Below are 17,322 nucleotides of genomic sequence, written 5' to 3'. Positions count from 1 at the left end.
TAAATAAGTGAATAACGGAATTATATATAATTCAATGCGTCAACTTTGGTTTGATTTTTAAAAATACAGGGTGCTTGTATTTTTTATTGTTGGTCAACCCGTAATATTTGAAAGTGATTTCACTGCCGATTATCGGTGGGTTTTGGCGTTGTTGGTCGGTAAAGCCCGATCCAATTTTAAGTATTTTCCCTGTTTTTGTTTGGCATTTGAGTGCACCCATTTTGTTGCTGTATTTGCCTTTTCCAGATAATATTTCAAGGACAGTGCATTCTTCATCTTGGTATTTTTTGATTTTTAAAGCACTGGATAAGCGACCTGTTTGATAAAGTGTTTTTGGATTACGAACAACGATTCCCTCGCCTTTTTTGCTGATGATTTCATTCAAAAAATCGTTCAGTTGTTGTTTAGATTTCACAGGTATTTGTTGAATAATTCTAATGGTTTTACTGGGATGTTGTTGCAAATAATCTTGCAAAACTTTTAAGCGTTGCAAGATTCCACCCTTTTGATTTGGCACTTCAAAAATATTAAAACTGACTTTTTGCCAGCGACTGTCGGGTTTTTTTCGCCTAACAATTGACGACACCCCTTCAAAGTCTGCACGCTTGGTCCAAAGTTCGCCATCAATGGCAAAATTTGGAAAATTAGCTGTCCATGATTTCGGCGGATTGAGAATAACACCACCCCGACTGATTAACTTTTCCCCATCCCAAAATCCTCTAATACCATCCAATTTTTCACTCATTACCCAACCGACAACATCCAGTTTTTCGTTGTAGGTTTTGAGAAGAAATAAATCGGGTTTTTCTGCAAAAACCAAACAAGAAGAAAAGAGTAAGAATAATAGTGTTTTAATTTTCATTGGTTTTGATTGAGTTGCTTAAAAATTGATAATTGATGGTGTGCTTCATCGACAGAACCCAACTGCTCAATGCCTTGCGAAATCCAGTTTTTGACCTTTTCATCGATAACAACTGTGTCAAAAAGTTGCTGTCTTTTTGCGTCCTCAAGCATCCCTTCTGCGACCAATTTATTGATATGCCCTAAGATTGTGGGGAGCGCTAATGCGCGTTGTTGGGCGATTTCTGCTATGGGTAAATCTTGCTCAATGAGATTTAAAGTTGTTTGATAAGTGGGGTGTATTTTGTTGGATTGCTCAACTTTAGTAACAGACGCCTCTTGCACCAAATTTTGCACGGGTTCTTGAAAATCTTCTGTTCTCAATGTTGCTAATAATGTTAAAAAACGCTTGCCATATTTTTCAATTTTTATTTTTCCAACGCCGTTAATTTGCAATAAACTGGCTTCATTATCTGGCAAAAAATGTGCCATTTCTGTCAATGTTTTGTTGTCAAAAATGATGTAAGCGGGCATGCCTTCTTCTTGGGCGATTTCTGCTCTTAATGCTCTTAATTTTTCAAAAATTTCTGCGTCAACTTCATATTCTTGCTTTGCAATTTTCTTAGGTTTTAATACCTTGCTTTGCGTTTGTAAATTACTCGTGCGAATATCAACCGCCTGCTCAGACTTCATAATTTGCATCGCTAAATTCGTTAATTTCAACCCTTTAAATTCACCTATTGTTAACGCATCTATTTCTAACAAACGGTCGCCAATAACTTTCCATTCTGCTCTGCTGATGCCACTGCCAACGCCATAAACAGACAATTTTTGATGCTCGCTATTTAAGACTTTTTGGTTTTGCGAACCCAATAAAACATCCACAATATGCCCTTGCCCAAATCGCTGTTCGGTGCGATAAACCGTCGATAAAAACATTTTCGCCTGCTCGCTAATATCACTGCGTTCAACATCAGGGTTTAGGCAATTATCACATTGGGTTTTGCACGCTAGCATTTCATCGTCAAAATAATGACTTAATGCTTGATGTCGGCAACCTTCAGAAAAAGCGTATTTTTTAATTAAACTGAGTTTATGATAAGCGGCACTTCGATAAGTTTCGTCTTCGATATCAGCAATAAAACGCCCTAACAAGCCCAAATCTCCTGTGGAATAAAGCAGTAGAACTTCACTTGGTAATCCATCTCTGCCTGCCCTGCCCATTTCTTGGTAATAGGCTTCCATGGTTTTTGGGATTGACATATGCACGACAAAACGAATATTACTTTTGTCAATCCCCATACCGAAAGCGATAGTGGCAACCATAATATCAATATCATCATTCACAAACTCATTAAACGCCTGATGGCGTTCTTCTGCTGATAAGCCTGCGTGGTAGGCGCATGCTTTTAAACCTTGTTTTCTTAAAAAAGCACTGAGTGTTTCCGTATTTTTGCGTGAAAGGGTGTAAATAATACCTTGTTCATTTTGATGATTTTGCAAAAAATCCATCAATTGTAATTGCCCATTTCCTTGTCGTGGTTTGACATTGATAAATAAATTATCTCTAAAAATTTTGCCACGAATAATATTACTGTCTTTAAACTGTAATTGATGAACAATGTCTTTTTCCACTTGTGTGGTTGCTGTTGCGGTAAAAGCAGCGACACCGATATCGGGAAAATGGGTTTTTAACAAGCCTAATTGACGGTAATCTGAGCGAAATTCATGTCCCCATTCACTCACACAATGGGCTTCATCAACAGCAAAAAAAGCAATATTGAGGGTGCTTAAAAACTGTAAAAAATAGCTGTTTTGCAATCGTTCTGGTGCGACAAAAACAAATTTTATTTCACCCTTTTTTAAGCCAGCCTCCGCCTGATTATTTTCTTCATGACTTTGCAATGACGACATCATCACCGCCCGAATACCCTTGGCTGTCAAGCCATGCACTTGGTCCTGCATCAATGCCAATAAAGGCGAAACCACAACCACAACGCCATCCATTAGTAAACCTGGCAATTGGTAACACAGCGATTTACCACCCCCTGTCGGCAGGATTAATAAAACATCTTCACGATTAAAAATTTTGTCAACAACCACTTCTTGTAGTGGACGAAAACCATCAAACCCAAAAGTATTGCGTAGGATTTGATGTTTATCAGGCATAATTTTTACAGTTGATCTTCTAAAAATCCGTTTTTCTTAGTGACACAATCAATATCCTGCAAGGCTTTTAGCATTTCAGACATTTTATCAATCGGAATCATATTCGGCCCATCGCTAAGTGCTTCATTAGGATTTGGATGAGTTTCCATAAAAAATCCTGAGACACCAACGGCTGCCGCGGCTCTAGCAACGACTGGCACCATTTCTCTTTGCCCGCCAGATGTGCCGCCTTGCCCACCGGGCTGTTGTACAGAATGCGTGGCATCAAAAACAATCGGTTGCCCCGTGGAACGCATACTAGATAAGCCGCGCATATCGGAAATCAAAGTATTGTAGCCAAATGAAGTGCCACGGTCGCACAATGTGATTTGCTGATTACCTGTTTCAAAGACTTTATCAACTACATTTTGCATATCCCACGGTGCTTGGAATTGGCCTTTTTTGATATTAACAGGAATCCCTTGCTTGCAAACATTTTGAATAAAGTTAGTTTGACGCACTAAAAAAGCGGGGGTTTGCATCATATCTACCACTGATGCAACTTCATCTAATGGGGTGTCTTCGTGAACATCGGTTAAAACTGGCACGCCAATTTCGTCTTTAACTTTTTGCAAAATACGCAACCCTTCTTCAATTCCCAAGCCTCTAAAACTATTGGTACTAGTACGATTTGCCTTATCATAAGACGATTTGTAAATAAAATTGATACTCAATTCGTCAGTAACTTGCTTCAAATAAGCAGCAGTTTCCATCGCTAGCGCTTCAGATTCAATTACGCAAGGACCTGCGATAAGGAAAAATGGGTATTCAAGGCCGACTTCAAAATCTAATAATTTCATATTATTGTTTATTATAAAAACTCAGCGTCAATTATATTCGTTTAAAATGGCAACTATGACAAATACGCCCGACATTCTTAAAAAAATTATTGCCCGCAAGGAAGAGGAGATTGCCGCTCGTAAAGAAGTGATTTCTGCAAAAAAAATGCTTGAAACTGCCTATAATAACCGTGATACACAAGACTTTTACCAAGCATTAAAGGACAAAGCAGATTTAAAACAGAACGCCGTTATTGCAGAAATCAAAAAAGCATCACCTTCTAAAGGCATATTGCGTGAAGATTTTAACCCGGTTGAAATTGCTAAAAGTTATCAAAAAGCAGGAGCAGCGTGTTTATCAGTGCTGACTGACAAAGATTTTTTCCAAGGTGATGATCAATATTTGACCGATGTGCGTAAGGCTGTATCAATCCCTGTTTTACGCAAAGAATTCATCATTGACCCTTACCAAGTTTACGAATCCAGAACGCTCGGTGCCGATTGCATTTTGCTCATTGGTGCTTGTTTAACTGATGAGCAAATGGAAGACCTTGCAATGCGTGCGATTGCCATCAATATGGATGTGTTGGTTGAGGTGCACAATATGGAGGAATTACTTCGCACTTCACAATTAGGCTTACCGATGATTGGCATCAATAATCGCAACCTACACTCTTTTGATGTGTCTTTAAATACTACGATTGAACTAATGAAAGCAGTGCCAGAAGACACTTTAATCATTACTGAAAGCGGTATTTTGACTGCAGAAGATGTTGCTTTTATGCGTGAAAATGAAATTTACAGTTTCTTAGTCGGCGAGGCATTTATGCGTCAGGACAATCCAGGCATAGCATTACAAGAAATGTTCAAATGAATACAGTTAAATGGGTTGATGGCATGACAATGATTGGCGAATCTGCCAGCGGACATACCATTGTGATGGATGGTCCAAAAACATTAGGGGGTAAAAATCTCGGCGTGCGTCCAATGGAAATGTTGCTACTCGGCATGGGTGGTTGCACCACAGTTGATGTGGTGTCCACACTGAAAAAAATGCGTGAAGAAGTGCATGATTGTCGTGTAGAAATCAGTGCAGAACGCTCCGAAGAACACCCAAAAGTTTTTACTAATATCCACCTACATTTTATTATTGAAGGCAGTAACTTAAATGACAAAAAAATTGAAAAAGCCATTAGTTTATCCGCAGATAAATACTGCTCTGCTTCCATTATGCTCGGTAAAACTGCCACTGTCACTCACGACTTTGAAACTTATGAATAACATCTGGGGTTGGGTTGGCACAATCACAGGTATCACTGGCGGTATATTAGTGGCACTTAATTTTGAATATTCAAAATTTGGCTATATTTTCTTTATGATTTCCGCGGTTAGTTGGGCTGTTCAAGGGTTAAAAAATGATGACAAATCGTTAGTTCTGCTTAACACTGTTTTTATTTGCGTCAATGCGTTAGGTATGTACCGTTGGTTTTATTAGAGACCTTTGCATAAATATGAATAATCATCAAAACGCCATCTTTCATCAAATTACAAACTTTTTAAAAACACCCTTAGCCCTGCTAGGAGTGGATTTAAAAAATTTCCAATTTAATAAAATCTGTCATTTTGCTAATCATCCCTATTTATGCAAAGGTCTCTATTAATCTTCTTCGCTCTTTCTTTCACTGCTTATGCGGATAATCCAATTCGTGTGGAATTAGAAAAACTGGATATAGAAGCTATACTTGAACGCCAACAACAGCGCAGTCAAATTGAAATTGACCTTTATTATAAAAAACAAAAAGATAAACAAACAATTTACCAATATCAGTCCAAATCTAATAAACCACAGTGGAATAAAACTGAAAATGCCTTATCAAATATTGAAAAAAGTATAGAAAATAAATTACAATTTAAAGGTAGTTTAGGCGAAATCAAGGTTAAACCCGGCCTTAAACAAAAAATTAATGTTAAGTACAAATATGCTTTCTAATGAGACCTTTGCATAAATATGAATAATCATCAAAACGCCATCTTTCATCAAATTACAAACTTTTTAAAAACACCCTTAGCCCTGCTAGGAGTGGATTTAAAAAATTTCCAATTTAATAAAATCTGTCATTTTGCTAATCATCCCTATTTATGCAAAGGTCTCCTAATATTTTTTTATTTCAAGTATAATACTTTTCTCACGGAGAGTTGGCCGAGTTGGCTGAAGGCGCGCCCCTGCTAAGGGCGTATAGGGTTTATCCCCTATCGAGGGTTCGAATCCCTCACTCTCCGCCATTATTCTATAAGAAAACCCTTTAAAATCAACATTTTTTAGGGTTTTTTTGTTTCTAATTTAAAAATGTATACCAGTATGTATACACAATAAATTTTCTCTACCGCTCATCAATCCACTGTTTTATTTCGCTAAGTTTCCAGCCTACGCTGTTTCCACCAAGGCTTACTCGCCCTGGAAACTCGCCTTTATTCTCTAATCGCCATAAAGTGGTTCGTGATAATCCAGCCATACTTTGCACCTCTTCAGCTCTAATAATGCGCTCAGGCGAACTTTGAGGGATAATAGACTTGGTTTTATGCTGGGTAACAGTGCTAAGTAAAAATTCCAGTAGCTGGTAGCCAAAAAATTCAATGTTTTTAGTTGTTAGTTCAATATGATTAAGATTGCCTTGTTTTAAAATTTTTCTAAGTTCTGCTATCGATATTCTCAAAAATAGCGATGCCTCAGCAATAGAAAACTGTAATACCCCCAAAAAACCAAACACTTCTAAAGTAGAAAATTCTATAATAAAAACAAGGAGTTTTCACAATGAAAAAATCAAGATACACAGACACACAAATCGTCAATATTCTTAAACAAAACCAAGCAGGAGAATCTGCTGCCAACCTATGCCGTGAATACGGCATGTCTCAAGCCACTTTCTATAAATGGCGTTCAAAATATGGGGATGCAGATGTTAACATTGTCAAAAGACTTAAAGAGTTAGAAACAGAAAATTCAAGACTTAAAAAGATGTATGCAGACGAACGCCTAATGTCTCAAATCAGATTGGAAGCACTTGAGGGAAAGTTCTAGCGCCATCTTCTCGTAAGAAGATGGCGAGTAAGCTCAAAAATAAGCATCAAGTTATAAAACCCCAACAATTTCAGACAACAATCTAAACTTTCTTATTTCAAACCCGTTAAACTAAACAAAAAAAATCGGAGTAAAAAAATGAGTAAAAAACGAACCAAATACACCTCAGCATTTAAAACAAAATTAGTGCTTGAGTTATTACAAAATGAAAGCACCTTGGTGCAGATTGCTAGCAAGCATAACATCCTTCCACAAAACCTACAAAACTGGAAGAAAACCTTCCTTGCTAATGCTGAAATTGCCATGGAGCCATCCAAGGCGGTTAAAGAATACAAAGAAGAGCTTGTTAAATCACAAAAACAAAATGAGCGCTTAACAGCTCTGGTAGGCAAGGTAACCGTAGAGAAGGAATGGTTAGCAAAAAAGCTAAAAAGCTTGGGCTTATCTAATCTTAAACAATTAGTTGACTTCAAACCGTCTTCAACATCTGCAACACAACCTTTATCAATTAATCAACAATGCCAACTGTTGAGCATTAACAGGAGTGGCTTATATTACACACCGCGTACCAATGTGCGTAAAGATAAAATTAAATCTCATATCACCAAGGTGTTTGAACAAATACCTATTTACGGTGAGAAAAAAGTGCATCAACAACTACTTGAAGACGGTTACAAGGTAAGTTTAAACACAGTGGCTCGTTATCGCCAAGCGTTGGGGTTAAAAGCGGTGTTAGCGGTTAAACAGGTTAATACAGCCATACCAATCAAAGCACATAAAAAAATACAGTTATAAGCTTCGAGGTCTTGGTATTAACCACGCTAATCAAGTTTGGAGTACAGACATCACCTACATTAAGATTGCGGGAGGTATGGTGTATATGGCTGCTATTATTGATTGGCATTCCAAGGCTGTTTTATCACACAGAATATCCAACACAATGGATTCACAGTTAGTGATGAGCGTACTCAACGATGCTTTAGAAAAATACCCGCACCCAGAGATATTTAATACCGATCAAGGCAGTCAATACACCAGTGAGGTGCACACCAAGCGACTCAAAAAACTGGGTATTACTATCTCAATGGACGGCAAAGGCAGAGCCACAGATAATATCTGCATTGAACGCTTCTGGAGAAGTGCTAAATGTGAAAGGATTTATTTAAACGAATACCAAACTATCAGTGAGTTAACCACGGATGTAGATGATTATATTGAGTTTTATAATCACCAAAGATTCCATGAAACATTGAAATATAAAAAACCAATGGATGTGTATCAAGAAAGTATAAAATTGAATCAGAAAAAGAAGAGGGCTTCTTAGGGTTTGCTATATAAGAAAATTTAGAAAGTTGTTTGAGGTTTTGGGGTAATGTAAAATATGACTGTGAACAGTCGAGATTCTACTTGAGAATAGTGCGGAAAATGGGGGTATTACACCCACCATTAGGCGAATGGGTTTTGAAGGTCTGCCATTGTCAGGACAATAATGCTTAGCAAAGGTTTGCCAGTTGATACTATGAGAGAGTTGTATTAAAGGGTCTTTAGTGTCTAGTTAAGAGAGTTGTATTAAAGGGTCTTTAGTGTCTAGTTGAGAAAGAAGTTCACTATGGAATAGATTTTGTTGCCCTGCGTTTGGACTGGATTTAGTAAGCATATTTTTTAAGCAAAACGACCAAGAAATTAGGGTTATTTTAACACAAATTGGTTGATTTGTTTGGGGTATTTGTTTATTTTATTGTTATATATCAAATAGTTGGGTGGTTTTTAAGGGTTGACCAATTACACTAGGCATTATTCATACTAAAGTATTAGGATTTGTAAAATACTTTCATAGCAAGTTTGTGCTTAATAAAAATATTTTTCGTACCTTTCCATTTAATACCGCCAAAGATAAAAAATACTCATTTTTTACAATCCATACTGAATAATAATTTTTTATTCTTGCAGGGCCTTCGACCTTCGACCTTGATAAAATATGGGAAAAATCTACTTCATTCAGCATGTTGCATGTTAACCCTGTTTCCAAAGCTTTAAAATGTGCCTCTTTTAATGTCCACAGTTTGATAAAGAAATCATGTTTGTTTACTTGTGTAGTATAAATTTTTTTTTCTTTACTTGTGAACACCATCTTTATAATTTCTTTATCTAATGCAATAATACGCCTCTGCTCAATATCAATAGCTGCGTTTTTTTGCATAGAAATCAGGATGCTTCCATAGCCAGTTGCTTTAGAAATACTGAAGTAACAAAAAAAATCAACCATATCAAGAACAGGCCTTCCACACTTTAAGCTCTTAAACCTCCAAGAACTAGGGGGAATATCACAAAAATAAAAGCTAAGTATTTTCCTTAAATAGGCGTGAATAATTATATAATTTCTCTTGGAAGACTTATTTATATATTTATTTGCTTTCTCTCTCTCTGTATAATCTAGTGTCTCATATAAATCTCTTATATTGCCATCCTTAAAAGAAACAACCCAAATGTAAAAAGAAAAAGGGTTTATTTTTCTAGAAAATTGCATATATTGGATACATAATTTTCTTGTAGAACTGACATATGATTACCAGGGATTTCGTAAATATCTAACTCTAAAAGATTGCCCCATCCGTAATCTTCTGGTATATTTTTATTTCGGTATATGCCATCTAACATATCGTCTTTCACCCTTAACAAGCAAGAATAACAACTAAAAGGCAACGGTTTGGGAATATATATTTTGGAACACTCTATATGTTGCAAGCTTATCGATAGGAAAGATTTCAACATGCTTTCCTCTATTTCTATATTGTTTCTTTGCAAAAAAGATAATATTTCATCCAAATTTTTTAATGATTTTATTCTCTTTTTTTGAATGTCCATCCCTCTAGAAGTTATAAAATTATATATTAGCACATTAATTGCATTGTCTTTATTTCCTAAATCAATAGGCAGCGGATGGAAGGCATCTAGAATAATAAATTTATCAACTTTATCGCCATTTTTTAACAATTGATGCACCATTTCATACGCTATTGTTGCGCCAAAAGAATAGCCAAGTAGTGTGTACGGCCCTCTGGATTGAACTTTTTTCATTTCTATAATGTTGTATTTAGCTATATTCTGCACACTTGGTAGCACGTTTTTCTTTAATTCTGTATGCTGTATAGCATAAAGTTTGTATTTTCCCTTTAAACAATCTCCTAATTTTTGAAAACTAATAGCATCAGCACCCAAACCCGGAATGGCAAACATGCTTGTTTTTTTACTATTATTTATAGGAATAACCACATCTGATGTAAGTAAATTCTGATTGTTTAAGATATTCTCTAGCTCAATAATACTAGGAGATCTGAATAACGCACTTAAAGGAATACTTGCGTCAAAATTTTTGTTTATTCTATTAATTAAAGTTACCGCTAAAAGAGAATGCCCTCCCAAATCAAAAAAACTATCTTTAATACTAACTTCATTTATTGCCAAAACTTCTTTAAAGATATTGGCTAATCTTTTTTGAACATTTGTCTTTGGTTCGACATATTTTTTTAAATTATTTTTTTCTGCCCCTATTGATAAAAGACTTTTTTTATCAATTTTCCCGTTTGGCGTTAGTGGGAACGAATGAATGACCTTGACAAACTTTGGCAACATATACTCTGGTAATTTACCCTCTAATACATTGTTTATATTTTGTAAAAAATAACTAGAAGAGGATGCAGGGTTATTGAAAAAAATATTAGGAATTTTATCTAATTTCTTATATGCCGAAAAGGCTATATCGTTCTCCGTTGTCACAATTAAATCAAAATATTTTTGATCGTATGTTGGTGATATTTCATACTTATAGCCTTTTTCTTTCAAATAACATGCTATTTCAAAAATATATAATCCAAACTCATTAGATTTCTTTTTACTTTTTATTTCACTAATACTTTTAAAGCCGCTTAAGCAACGATTTTGTATTTTTTTTACAATTAATGTTTTATCTAAAGTATTGATTAATTCAATCAAATTATCAAAAGAGTTAGTTTCCAGCCAAGTGTATTCAGAAAAATCTTTGCACCCGATTGTCTTAACTCCATTATTCGAAATATAAAGCGTAACATCATATCTAAAATTATTTATTTCATTAAAAAACAACCCTTCCTTCAATGAAATTTTTACATCCACAATCTTATTAAATTTTTGCATTAAAGATAAAAAATAAGCTGGATGGATAAATAACTCCTCCTCTCTTTCTTTTCTTTCTTTTATAAAATTTATTTCTTTTAGATTATTTCGGAGAGCATCATTTTTAAAAAGATAAATTGAATGGTAAAATTCTTCTTGTAATCCAAAATTAATCACATCCCCTATAAAAATACGCCCTTCTTTTACACCAATGGAACTAATAACCCTGCCTATAACACTCTCTAAGTACAATATATTAGGAAAATACTGGATTACAGAGTTTATAATTATTGTATCTACTTTGTTGCTTGGCACTTTAAAGTCATCAGCTTTATCACAGTAAACTTTAACATTACTTTGATTTTTTTTACTAATTTCTGCTCTTAAATTAGAAATAACCACTTCTGATATATCTATTCCTATATAATTTTTAACTTTTTTATAAAGCCTGTATAGCAAAAGACCTGTGCCACAACCTACTTCTAAAACCTCTTTAGGGTTTAAATCTAATACAGAGTTTGTGGTATTTTCAACCCATTCCAACATTTCTTTTTCAGGGATATTTTTTTCAGTATAGCTACTTACCCAGCCATGAAATTTTGAGTCTTTTTTAAAATTATCTGAATTATCTGAATATGTGTTATCCCAAACATTTCCCCACACATTTACAATTTTATCAGTTACAAAAAATTTCTCTTGATAGGCTTCATCCAATTGACAAAACAATCTTATATTTAATAAGTCATCGACCACACAAATAGAACTTTTAATTCCATCTATTTTACTAACAACATTTTCTATTTCTCCCAGTTCAATTCTAAATCCCCTTATTTTTACCTGTTCATCCACCCGTCCGACATACTCAATATTTCCATCTTCTAAATATTTTGCCAAATCTCCAGTCTTATAAAGCCTTTCACCCTCTAAATAAGGATTGTCCACAAACTTTTGGCTTGTTAGTTTACTGTTGTTTAAGTATCCCCTAGCTAATCCATCTCCAGATATGCATAACTCTCCAACCACTGATCGTGGCACTAAATTTAAATTATCATCTAGTAGGTATATTTGGGTGTTATTTATTGGCTTACCAATGTTGACTTTGCGTGAGAGTGATAGTCTAGATGTTGTTGACCATACTGTCGTTTCTGTTGGTCCGTACATATTCCATAAGAATATATTTTTACTTTTTAATAAATAACTTTTTAAATTAAACTGAATCTCCTCCCCTCCACACAAAATAATTAGTTCTTTTTTTGGTTTCCAATCATTCTTCATCAGCATGTTGAATGTCGCTGGAGTAGCTTGAATACAATTGATATCGTTATTACTTATAATTGCGTCCAATGCTTGCGGGGATTTTCTATCTTCATTAGAGGCTACACTTAACTTGCCACCTAAAACTATAGGGGTGAAAATTTCTAAAACATGTATATCAAAAGAAACGGGGGTGACAGATAATAAATGTAAACTATGATTTACATTTAATTCTTTAGTTATATGATGAATAAGATTCAAAACACTTCTATGCTCAACCATAACCCCTTTCGGTTTACCTGTAGAGCCAGAGGTAAATATAACATATGCCAAATTCCTAGAACTCATATTAACTTTCGGATTCTTTATGGAAAAGTCTTTTAAATTAATCCTATCTAAAAAAATAATTGCGCTTTTAACATTTACTAAAAACTCTTTTAAATGCATTTGTGTCAAAATAAAAGACGCCTTAGAGTCTTTTATCATATAGTTGATTCTATCTTTTGGGTAGGTTGGATCTATAGGGACATAGGCGGCACCAGCCTTTAGTACAGCCAAAAGTCCGACAACCATTTCTATTGATCTATCTACACATATTCCAATTAAATCTTCAACCTCTACCCCTTGTTGAATTAAATAATTTGCCAGCTTGTTTGCCTCTTCATTTAACTCTTTATAAGCAATCTCTTTATCTTTATATACAACAGCTATTGCATTAGGTGTATTTTTTACCTTTTCTTCAAATACCCTATGTATTGTTTTTTCTCTTGGGTAGTCCTTTTTTGTATTATTACACTCATCTAACAGCCAATGCTTTTCTTTTTCACTGACTATGTTAATATTTTTAAGTTTTTTGGTGTCATCATCTAAAACATGGTTTAGTACTGTTTTAAATCCCTCAATAAAATTGTTTATATAGTGATCACTAAATAATGAGGTTGAATACTCTACAGAACAATAAAGTTGCTCATTTATTTGGTTAACATCTAGTGTTAAATCAAACTTAGATGTTTTATGTTGAAGCTCAATATTTTCTATTTTTAGATTTGGCAATTCAAATAAATCTTGCGGAGTATTTTGTAAAATTAGCATTACTTGAAATATAGGCGACCTAGAAGTATCTCTAGGTGTTTTGAGTGCCTCAACAATTTTTTCAAATGGAATGTCTTGAAAATCATAGGCTTTTTTTGTCTTTTTCTTTAAATCTGATAGCAATTCTAAAAAACTCAATTCCTTATTTACGGAAACTTTGATAGGCAGCGTATTCACAAAAAAACCAATCAACTGTTCAACGTCGAATGTTTTTCTATTGGCAATAGGGCAGCCAATAACAAATTTTTTCTGACTTGTATATTTGTGAAGTAAAATAGAAAATACGGACAGCAAAAACATAAAAAGAGTTACCTTGTGCGTCTTGCAAATGGAGTCAATCTCATTAAAAATATTTTTTCCTATTTGAAATTTAACTCTTTTTCCGTTATATTTCTGAATAGCTGGCCTGGCATATGAAGTTGGCAATAACAACATAGGTATATCTTTTAGTTCTTGCTTCCAGTAATCTACACCATTTTTTAATATTTTCAACATGTTCTTTTTTTGCCATGCCGCATAATCTCCATATTGAATTCTTAGAGGGTTTAAGCTTTTTGGCCGCTGACTTGAAGAAGACTTATATAATATCGACAACTCTTTTAAAAATATATTTATAGACCAGCCATCAGAAATAATATGGTGCATATTAACAAACAAGTAATACTCGCATTCGTCAGTTTTAAATAAACTTGCACGAAATAATAAACTCTTTTCTAAATCAAAATTTCTGAGTAATTCGTTGTCAACCAAGGGAAATAAATCAGCATTACTTATCTCAGAGTAATTTAAAACAAAAGCATGGTTATCATTCACATATTGAATAATTTTTTCCTCTTCTTTAACAAAATTAGTTCTTAATACATCGTGTCTTTGTAGTATGCATGAAATTGAATGTTCTAAAGTTTTTATATCAAGAGATCCGCTCAACTTAACTAAAGAAGGCATGTGATACGTCTTGCTATCCCCTCCTTCGTATACACTTAAAAACCACAATCTTTCCTGTGAAAAAGAAAGCTCAAAGATACTCCTTTCATCGAGTCTTGAAATTAAATCTTCATTTATCGAACTATTAATAAAGTTAATAATTTCATTTTTTTGCTCTTTTAATTTATTTTTTAATTCATCTGTTAAACAATTTTCTGGCGCTTTCACTTTTAAGTTATCATTTTCAACGCTTAGTGTTATATTTTTTTTATTCAATTCCTTCAATAGACTAATCAACATATGAACTCCTCTCTTAAGTTGTCTTTGTCTTCAATCTGAGTTGAGTCATCATTCTTTATAACATCTAGAACACCTGACAACTCTTTTATATTTCCCAACTCAAACAATAACTTTAGTTGAAACTGAACATTAAACTCTCGATTAATTTTAGAAATAAGTTGTGTGGCCAGTAAAGAGTGCCCACCAAGATCAAAAAAATTGTCTTTAATGCCAACTCTATCTACATCTAAAATTTCTTGAAAAAGCTTAACAAGCCTTTCTTGCGTGTTTGTTTGTGGTTCAATGTATTCTTCACTAGAGATAAATGTAACGTCAAGTTCAGACAAATATTTTTTATCTATTTTTCCATTTAGAGTTAATGGCATTTCCTTTAACTTTATAACGACAGATGGAATCATATGCCTAGGTAAAATTCTTTCTAAATGAAATATGACCTCTTTACTGTCAATATCTTGATTATTTATTACCGTAACATATGCTACAAGCATTTTTCCTAAAACTTCGTCATTTTTAACAATAACACAACCTTCTTTGAAGTTTGATATAGATAATAATTTCTGCTCTATTTCTCCCAGCTCAATTCTAAATCCCCTTATTTTTACCTGTTCATCCACCCGTCCGACATACTCAATATTTCCATCTTCTAAATATTTTGCCAAATCTCCAGTCTTATAAAGCCTTTCACCCTCTAAATAAGGATTGTCCACAAACTTTTGGCTTGTTAGTTTACTGCTGTTTAAGTATCCCCTAGCTAATCCATCTCCAGATATGCATAACTCTCCAACCACTGATCGTGGCACTAAATTTAAATTATCATCTAGTAGGTATATTTGGGTGTTATTTATTGGCTTACCAATTGGAATGTTTTTTGGCGTATCTTGTTTATCAATAAGATAACTTGTTACTACGTCACTACACTCTGTAGGTCCGTAACTATTAATAATTTTTAATTTTAATTCTGGTGCAATCACTTTTTTGAAATTAATTGGCTCTCCTCCCAAATAAACAGTTTTCAAACTATGTAAAGAGTTTGTATTATTCTTTGCCTCTAATATTGCATAATACGCTGATGGTGTACAGTTTAAGAGGGTTACTTTATGTTTATCAATAAGTTGGACAATTATAGATGGGCTAAATACGCCATAAGAAGGGAAAATTAAACTGCCGCCACTATGTAAAATTGAAAAAATATTTTTTTGTGTTAGGTCAAAACTTAAGGAGCTAATGATTAAGACAGATGTTTGCCTATTAAAACAAGATTTTTTTCTATACCAGTCATATAAATTTACCAATCCATTATGCTCAACCATAACCCCTTTCGGTTTACCTGTAGAGCCAGAGGTAAATATAACATATGCCAAATTCCTAGAACTCATATTAACTTTCGGATTCTTTATGGAAAAGTCTTTTAAATTAATCCTATCTAAAAAAATAATTGCGCTTTTAACGTTTACTAAAAACTCTTTTAAATGCATTTGTGTCAAAATAAAAGACGCCTTAGAGTCTTTTATCATATAGTTGATTCTATCTTTTGGGTAGGTTGGATCTATAGGGACATAGGCGGCACCAGCCTTTAGTACAGCCAAAAGTCCGACAACCATTTCTATTGATCTATCTACACATATTCCAATTAAATCTTCAACCTCTACCCCTTGTTGAATTAAATAATTTGCCAGCTTGTTTGCCTCTTCATTTAACTCTTTATAAGCAATCTCTTTATCTTTATATACAACAGCTATTGCATTAGGTGTATTTTTTACCTTTTCTTCAAATACCCTATGTATTGTTTTTTCTCTTGGGTAGTCCTTTTTTGTATTATTACACTCATCTAACAGCCAATGCTTTTCTTTTTCACTGACTATGTTAATATTTTTAAGTTTTTTGGTGTCATCATCTAAAATTGCATCCAATATTAGCTCATAGTTATTTGTCGGCTTACCGTCTCCAAAAAAACCATAATGGTATGAAAATCTAACAAATGGTGTTTTAGATGAATAAACTGTAAACTGAACTTCGTTTTTACCAACACTCCCAGTTGAAAAAAAAGATTTACCAAATAACGGTATATGGTTAACGCCAAATATTGTCTCTCCTTGTATTAACAAATCCTGGTTATTCATTGAAATATAAGGCTTTTCTGTACTTCGATATTCTTCTACTTTTTTCACAAATTCTATAAAGCTCATGTCTTTATCCAACCAAGAACGTCTAATAACTAATGGGATAATGTTTACATAAACTCCAAGAATCATTGTTTTTAAATTATTTCTTGTCGTTTCTGGCTCGTTAAAAACTATATTGTTCTTAAAATTATGCATTTTATGAAGCATTAGAACATACACAGAAATTAGAATAGAAAATAGCGATACGTTGTGTTTTCTTTGAATAACTTTTAATTTTTTTCTAACATGGTTATTGAGTATTAAGTCATCTTTGTTTAATTTTCCTAAATTTTGAGTAGGAACCATGCTTGGAGGTGTAATGACAGACTGTAATTTCCCTTCCCAGAAAGAATTATTTTCCTTAAATTCTTTGGCAAACAAATCACTCCTATTGGAGTACATAGTTTCAAAGTTAAAATCATTTAATTTTTGGTTTTTACCATATGATTTGTATATTTTTTGCACAAGTATATAAAACCCCAACAATTTCAGACAACAATCTAAACTTTCTTATTTCAAACCCGTTAAACTA

At 33.8% G+C, this 17,322-nt stretch carries 15 protein-coding genes, 1 tRNA gene and 1 pseudogene; 10 read left to right on the top strand and 7 right to left on the bottom strand.

All coding sequences use genetic code 11. The annotated features are described in order from the left end of the window. Positions 1-31 precede the first annotated feature (31 nt). From AB8525_RS08075 to kdsA, 3 genes are read right to left on the bottom strand one after another with little or no spacing between them, the layout of a single operon-like run. Positions 32-862, bottom strand: coding sequence for a DNA ligase (locus AB8525_RS08075; RefSeq protein ID WP_369177294.1), 831 nt, complete (start codon positions 860-862; stop codon positions 32-34). Beyond that, complete coding sequence (recQ, locus tag AB8525_RS08070; RefSeq protein WP_369177292.1) at positions 859-3,009, bottom strand: DNA helicase RecQ; 2,151 nt, start codon at positions 3,007-3,009, stop codon at positions 859-861. Before recQ ends, AB8525_RS08075 begins: the two co-directional genes overlap by 4 nt. 5 nt (positions 3,010-3,014) lie before the next feature. Next, the gene (kdsA, locus tag AB8525_RS08065; RefSeq protein ID WP_369177291.1) at positions 3,015-3,848 is read right to left on the bottom strand and encodes a 3-deoxy-8-phosphooctulonate synthase; all 834 of its coding nucleotides are present in this window, start codon (positions 3,846-3,848) and stop codon (positions 3,015-3,017) included. A gap of 55 nt (positions 3,849-3,903) precedes the next feature. Here kdsA and trpC point away from each other — a divergent pair, with 55 nt between their 5' ends. The 7 genes from trpC (at position 3,904) to AB8525_RS08030 (ending at position 6,110) form a co-directional block, all read left to right on the top strand. Next, on the top strand, positions 3,904-4,701 hold the full coding sequence (gene trpC / locus AB8525_RS08060) for an indole-3-glycerol phosphate synthase TrpC (protein WP_369179049.1): 798 nt from the start codon (positions 3,904-3,906) through the stop codon (positions 4,699-4,701). Further along, positions 4,698-5,108 (top strand): OsmC family protein, encoded by a 411-nt coding sequence (locus tag AB8525_RS08055; RefSeq protein WP_369150736.1) that lies wholly within the window; start codon positions 4,698-4,700, stop codon positions 5,106-5,108. The genes trpC and AB8525_RS08055 overlap by 4 nt, the downstream gene beginning before the upstream one ends. Then, positions 5,101-5,322 (top strand): hypothetical protein, encoded by a 222-nt coding sequence (locus AB8525_RS08050; protein WP_369177289.1) that lies wholly within the window; start codon positions 5,101-5,103, stop codon positions 5,320-5,322. The genes AB8525_RS08055 and AB8525_RS08050 overlap by 8 nt, the downstream gene beginning before the upstream one ends. Positions 5,323-5,338: 16 nt before the next feature. After that, positions 5,339-5,488 carry a hypothetical protein gene (locus AB8525_RS08045; RefSeq protein ID WP_369150050.1) on the top strand — a complete coding sequence of 50 codons (150 nt, stop codon included), beginning with the start codon at positions 5,339-5,341 and terminating at the stop codon, positions 5,486-5,488. Beyond that, positions 5,470-5,817, top strand: a complete 348-nt coding sequence (locus AB8525_RS08040) for a hypothetical protein (RefSeq protein ID WP_369150732.1) — start codon at positions 5,470-5,472, stop codon at positions 5,815-5,817. The genes AB8525_RS08045 and AB8525_RS08040 overlap by 19 nt, the downstream gene beginning before the upstream one ends. A gap of 18 nt (positions 5,818-5,835) precedes the next feature. Further along, complete coding sequence (locus AB8525_RS08035) at positions 5,836-6,057, top strand: hypothetical protein (protein ID WP_369150730.1); 222 nt, start codon at positions 5,836-5,838, stop codon at positions 6,055-6,057. Next, positions 6,018-6,110: transfer RNA gene (locus AB8525_RS08030), tRNA-Ser, on the top strand. The genes AB8525_RS08035 and AB8525_RS08030 overlap by 40 nt, the downstream gene beginning before the upstream one ends. A gap of 98 nt (positions 6,111-6,208) precedes the next feature. On the opposite strand, the gene AB8525_RS08025 is transcribed toward AB8525_RS08030, so the two are convergent. Further along, a complete protein-coding gene (locus tag AB8525_RS08025; RefSeq protein ID WP_369177287.1) occupies positions 6,209-6,583 on the bottom strand; it encodes a helix-turn-helix transcriptional regulator in 375 nt (124 codons plus the stop codon). 56 nt (positions 6,584-6,639) lie between these two features. On the opposite strand from AB8525_RS08025, the pseudogene AB8525_RS08020 reads away from it, so the two are divergent. The 3 genes and pseudogenes from AB8525_RS08020 to AB8525_RS08010 all read left to right on the top strand — a co-directional run. Next, positions 6,640-6,891 (top strand): annotated as a pseudogene (locus tag AB8525_RS08020) (transposase); the annotation flags it as partial. A gap of 153 nt (positions 6,892-7,044) precedes the next feature. After that, positions 7,045-7,701, top strand: a complete 657-nt coding sequence (locus tag AB8525_RS08015; protein WP_369177285.1) for a transposase — start codon at positions 7,045-7,047, stop codon at positions 7,699-7,701. Next, the gene (locus AB8525_RS08010; protein ID WP_369179047.1) at positions 7,658-8,230 is read left to right on the top strand and encodes an IS3 family transposase; all 573 of its coding nucleotides are present in this window, start codon (positions 7,658-7,660) and stop codon (positions 8,228-8,230) included. Before AB8525_RS08015 ends, AB8525_RS08010 begins: the two co-directional genes overlap by 44 nt. Before the next feature lie 507 nt (positions 8,231-8,737). Here the strand turns inward: AB8525_RS08010 and AB8525_RS08005 are convergent. From AB8525_RS08005 to AB8525_RS07995, 3 genes are read right to left on the bottom strand one after another with little or no spacing between them, the layout of a single operon-like run. Next, positions 8,738-9,433, bottom strand: a complete 696-nt coding sequence (locus AB8525_RS08005; protein ID WP_369177283.1) for a 4'-phosphopantetheinyl transferase superfamily protein — start codon at positions 9,431-9,433, stop codon at positions 8,738-8,740. Further along, entirely contained in the window at positions 9,412-14,628 is a 5,217-nt protein-coding gene (locus AB8525_RS08000) for an amino acid adenylation domain-containing protein (RefSeq protein ID WP_369177281.1), read from the bottom strand. The genes AB8525_RS08005 and AB8525_RS08000 overlap by 22 nt, the downstream gene beginning before the upstream one ends. After that, the gene (locus tag AB8525_RS07995; RefSeq protein WP_369177279.1) at positions 14,622-17,255 is read right to left on the bottom strand and encodes an amino acid adenylation domain-containing protein; all 2,634 of its coding nucleotides are present in this window, start codon (positions 17,253-17,255) and stop codon (positions 14,622-14,624) included. The genes AB8525_RS08000 and AB8525_RS07995 overlap by 7 nt, the downstream gene beginning before the upstream one ends. Positions 17,256-17,322 lie beyond the last annotated feature (67 nt).

The sequence above is a fragment of the Candidatus Thiodubiliella endoseptemdiera genome (genome assembly GCF_964212635.1).
In the GTDB taxonomy this organism is placed as follows: Bacteria; Pseudomonadota; Gammaproteobacteria; order PS1; family Pseudothioglobaceae; genus Thiodubiliella; species Thiodubiliella endoseptemdiera.
The sequence above is the reverse complement of the archived record's forward strand: the minus strand, read 5'-3'. Positions and strand labels throughout refer to the sequence as shown.

What these genes read in the sequence shown, in the direction of transcription:
- AB8525_RS08075 (WP_369177294.1), bottom strand. Translation starts at nt 862, where the DNA reads ATGAAAATTAAAACACTATTATTCTTACTCTTTTCTTCTTGTTTGGTT.
- recQ (WP_369177292.1), bottom strand. Translation starts at nt 3,009, where the DNA reads ATGCCTGATAAACATCAAATCCTACGCAATACTTTTGGGTTTGATGGT.
- kdsA (WP_369177291.1), bottom strand. Translation starts at nt 3,848, where the DNA reads ATGAAATTATTAGATTTTGAAGTCGGCCTTGAATACCCATTTTTCCTT.
- trpC (WP_369179049.1), top strand. Translation starts at nt 3,904, where the DNA reads ATGACAAATACGCCCGACATTCTTAAAAAAATTATTGCCCGCAAGGAA.
- AB8525_RS08055 (WP_369150736.1), top strand. Translation starts at nt 4,698, where the DNA reads ATGAATACAGTTAAATGGGTTGATGGCATGACAATGATTGGCGAATCT.
- AB8525_RS08050 (WP_369177289.1), top strand. Translation starts at nt 5,101, where the DNA reads ATGAATAACATCTGGGGTTGGGTTGGCACAATCACAGGTATCACTGGC.
- AB8525_RS08045 (WP_369150050.1), top strand. Translation starts at nt 5,339, where the DNA reads ATGAATAATCATCAAAACGCCATCTTTCATCAAATTACAAACTTTTTA.
- AB8525_RS08040 (WP_369150732.1), top strand. Translation starts at nt 5,470, where the DNA reads ATGCAAAGGTCTCTATTAATCTTCTTCGCTCTTTCTTTCACTGCTTAT.
- AB8525_RS08035 (WP_369150730.1), top strand. Translation starts at nt 5,836, where the DNA reads ATGAATAATCATCAAAACGCCATCTTTCATCAAATTACAAACTTTTTA.
- AB8525_RS08015 (WP_369177285.1), top strand. Translation starts at nt 7,045, where the DNA reads ATGAGTAAAAAACGAACCAAATACACCTCAGCATTTAAAACAAAATTA.
- AB8525_RS08005 (WP_369177283.1), bottom strand. Translation starts at nt 9,433, where the DNA reads ATGCAATTTTCTAGAAAAATAAACCCTTTTTCTTTTTACATTTGGGTT.
- AB8525_RS08000 (WP_369177281.1), bottom strand. Translation starts at nt 14,628, where the DNA reads ATGTTGATTAGTCTATTGAAGGAATTGAATAAAAAAAATATAACACTA.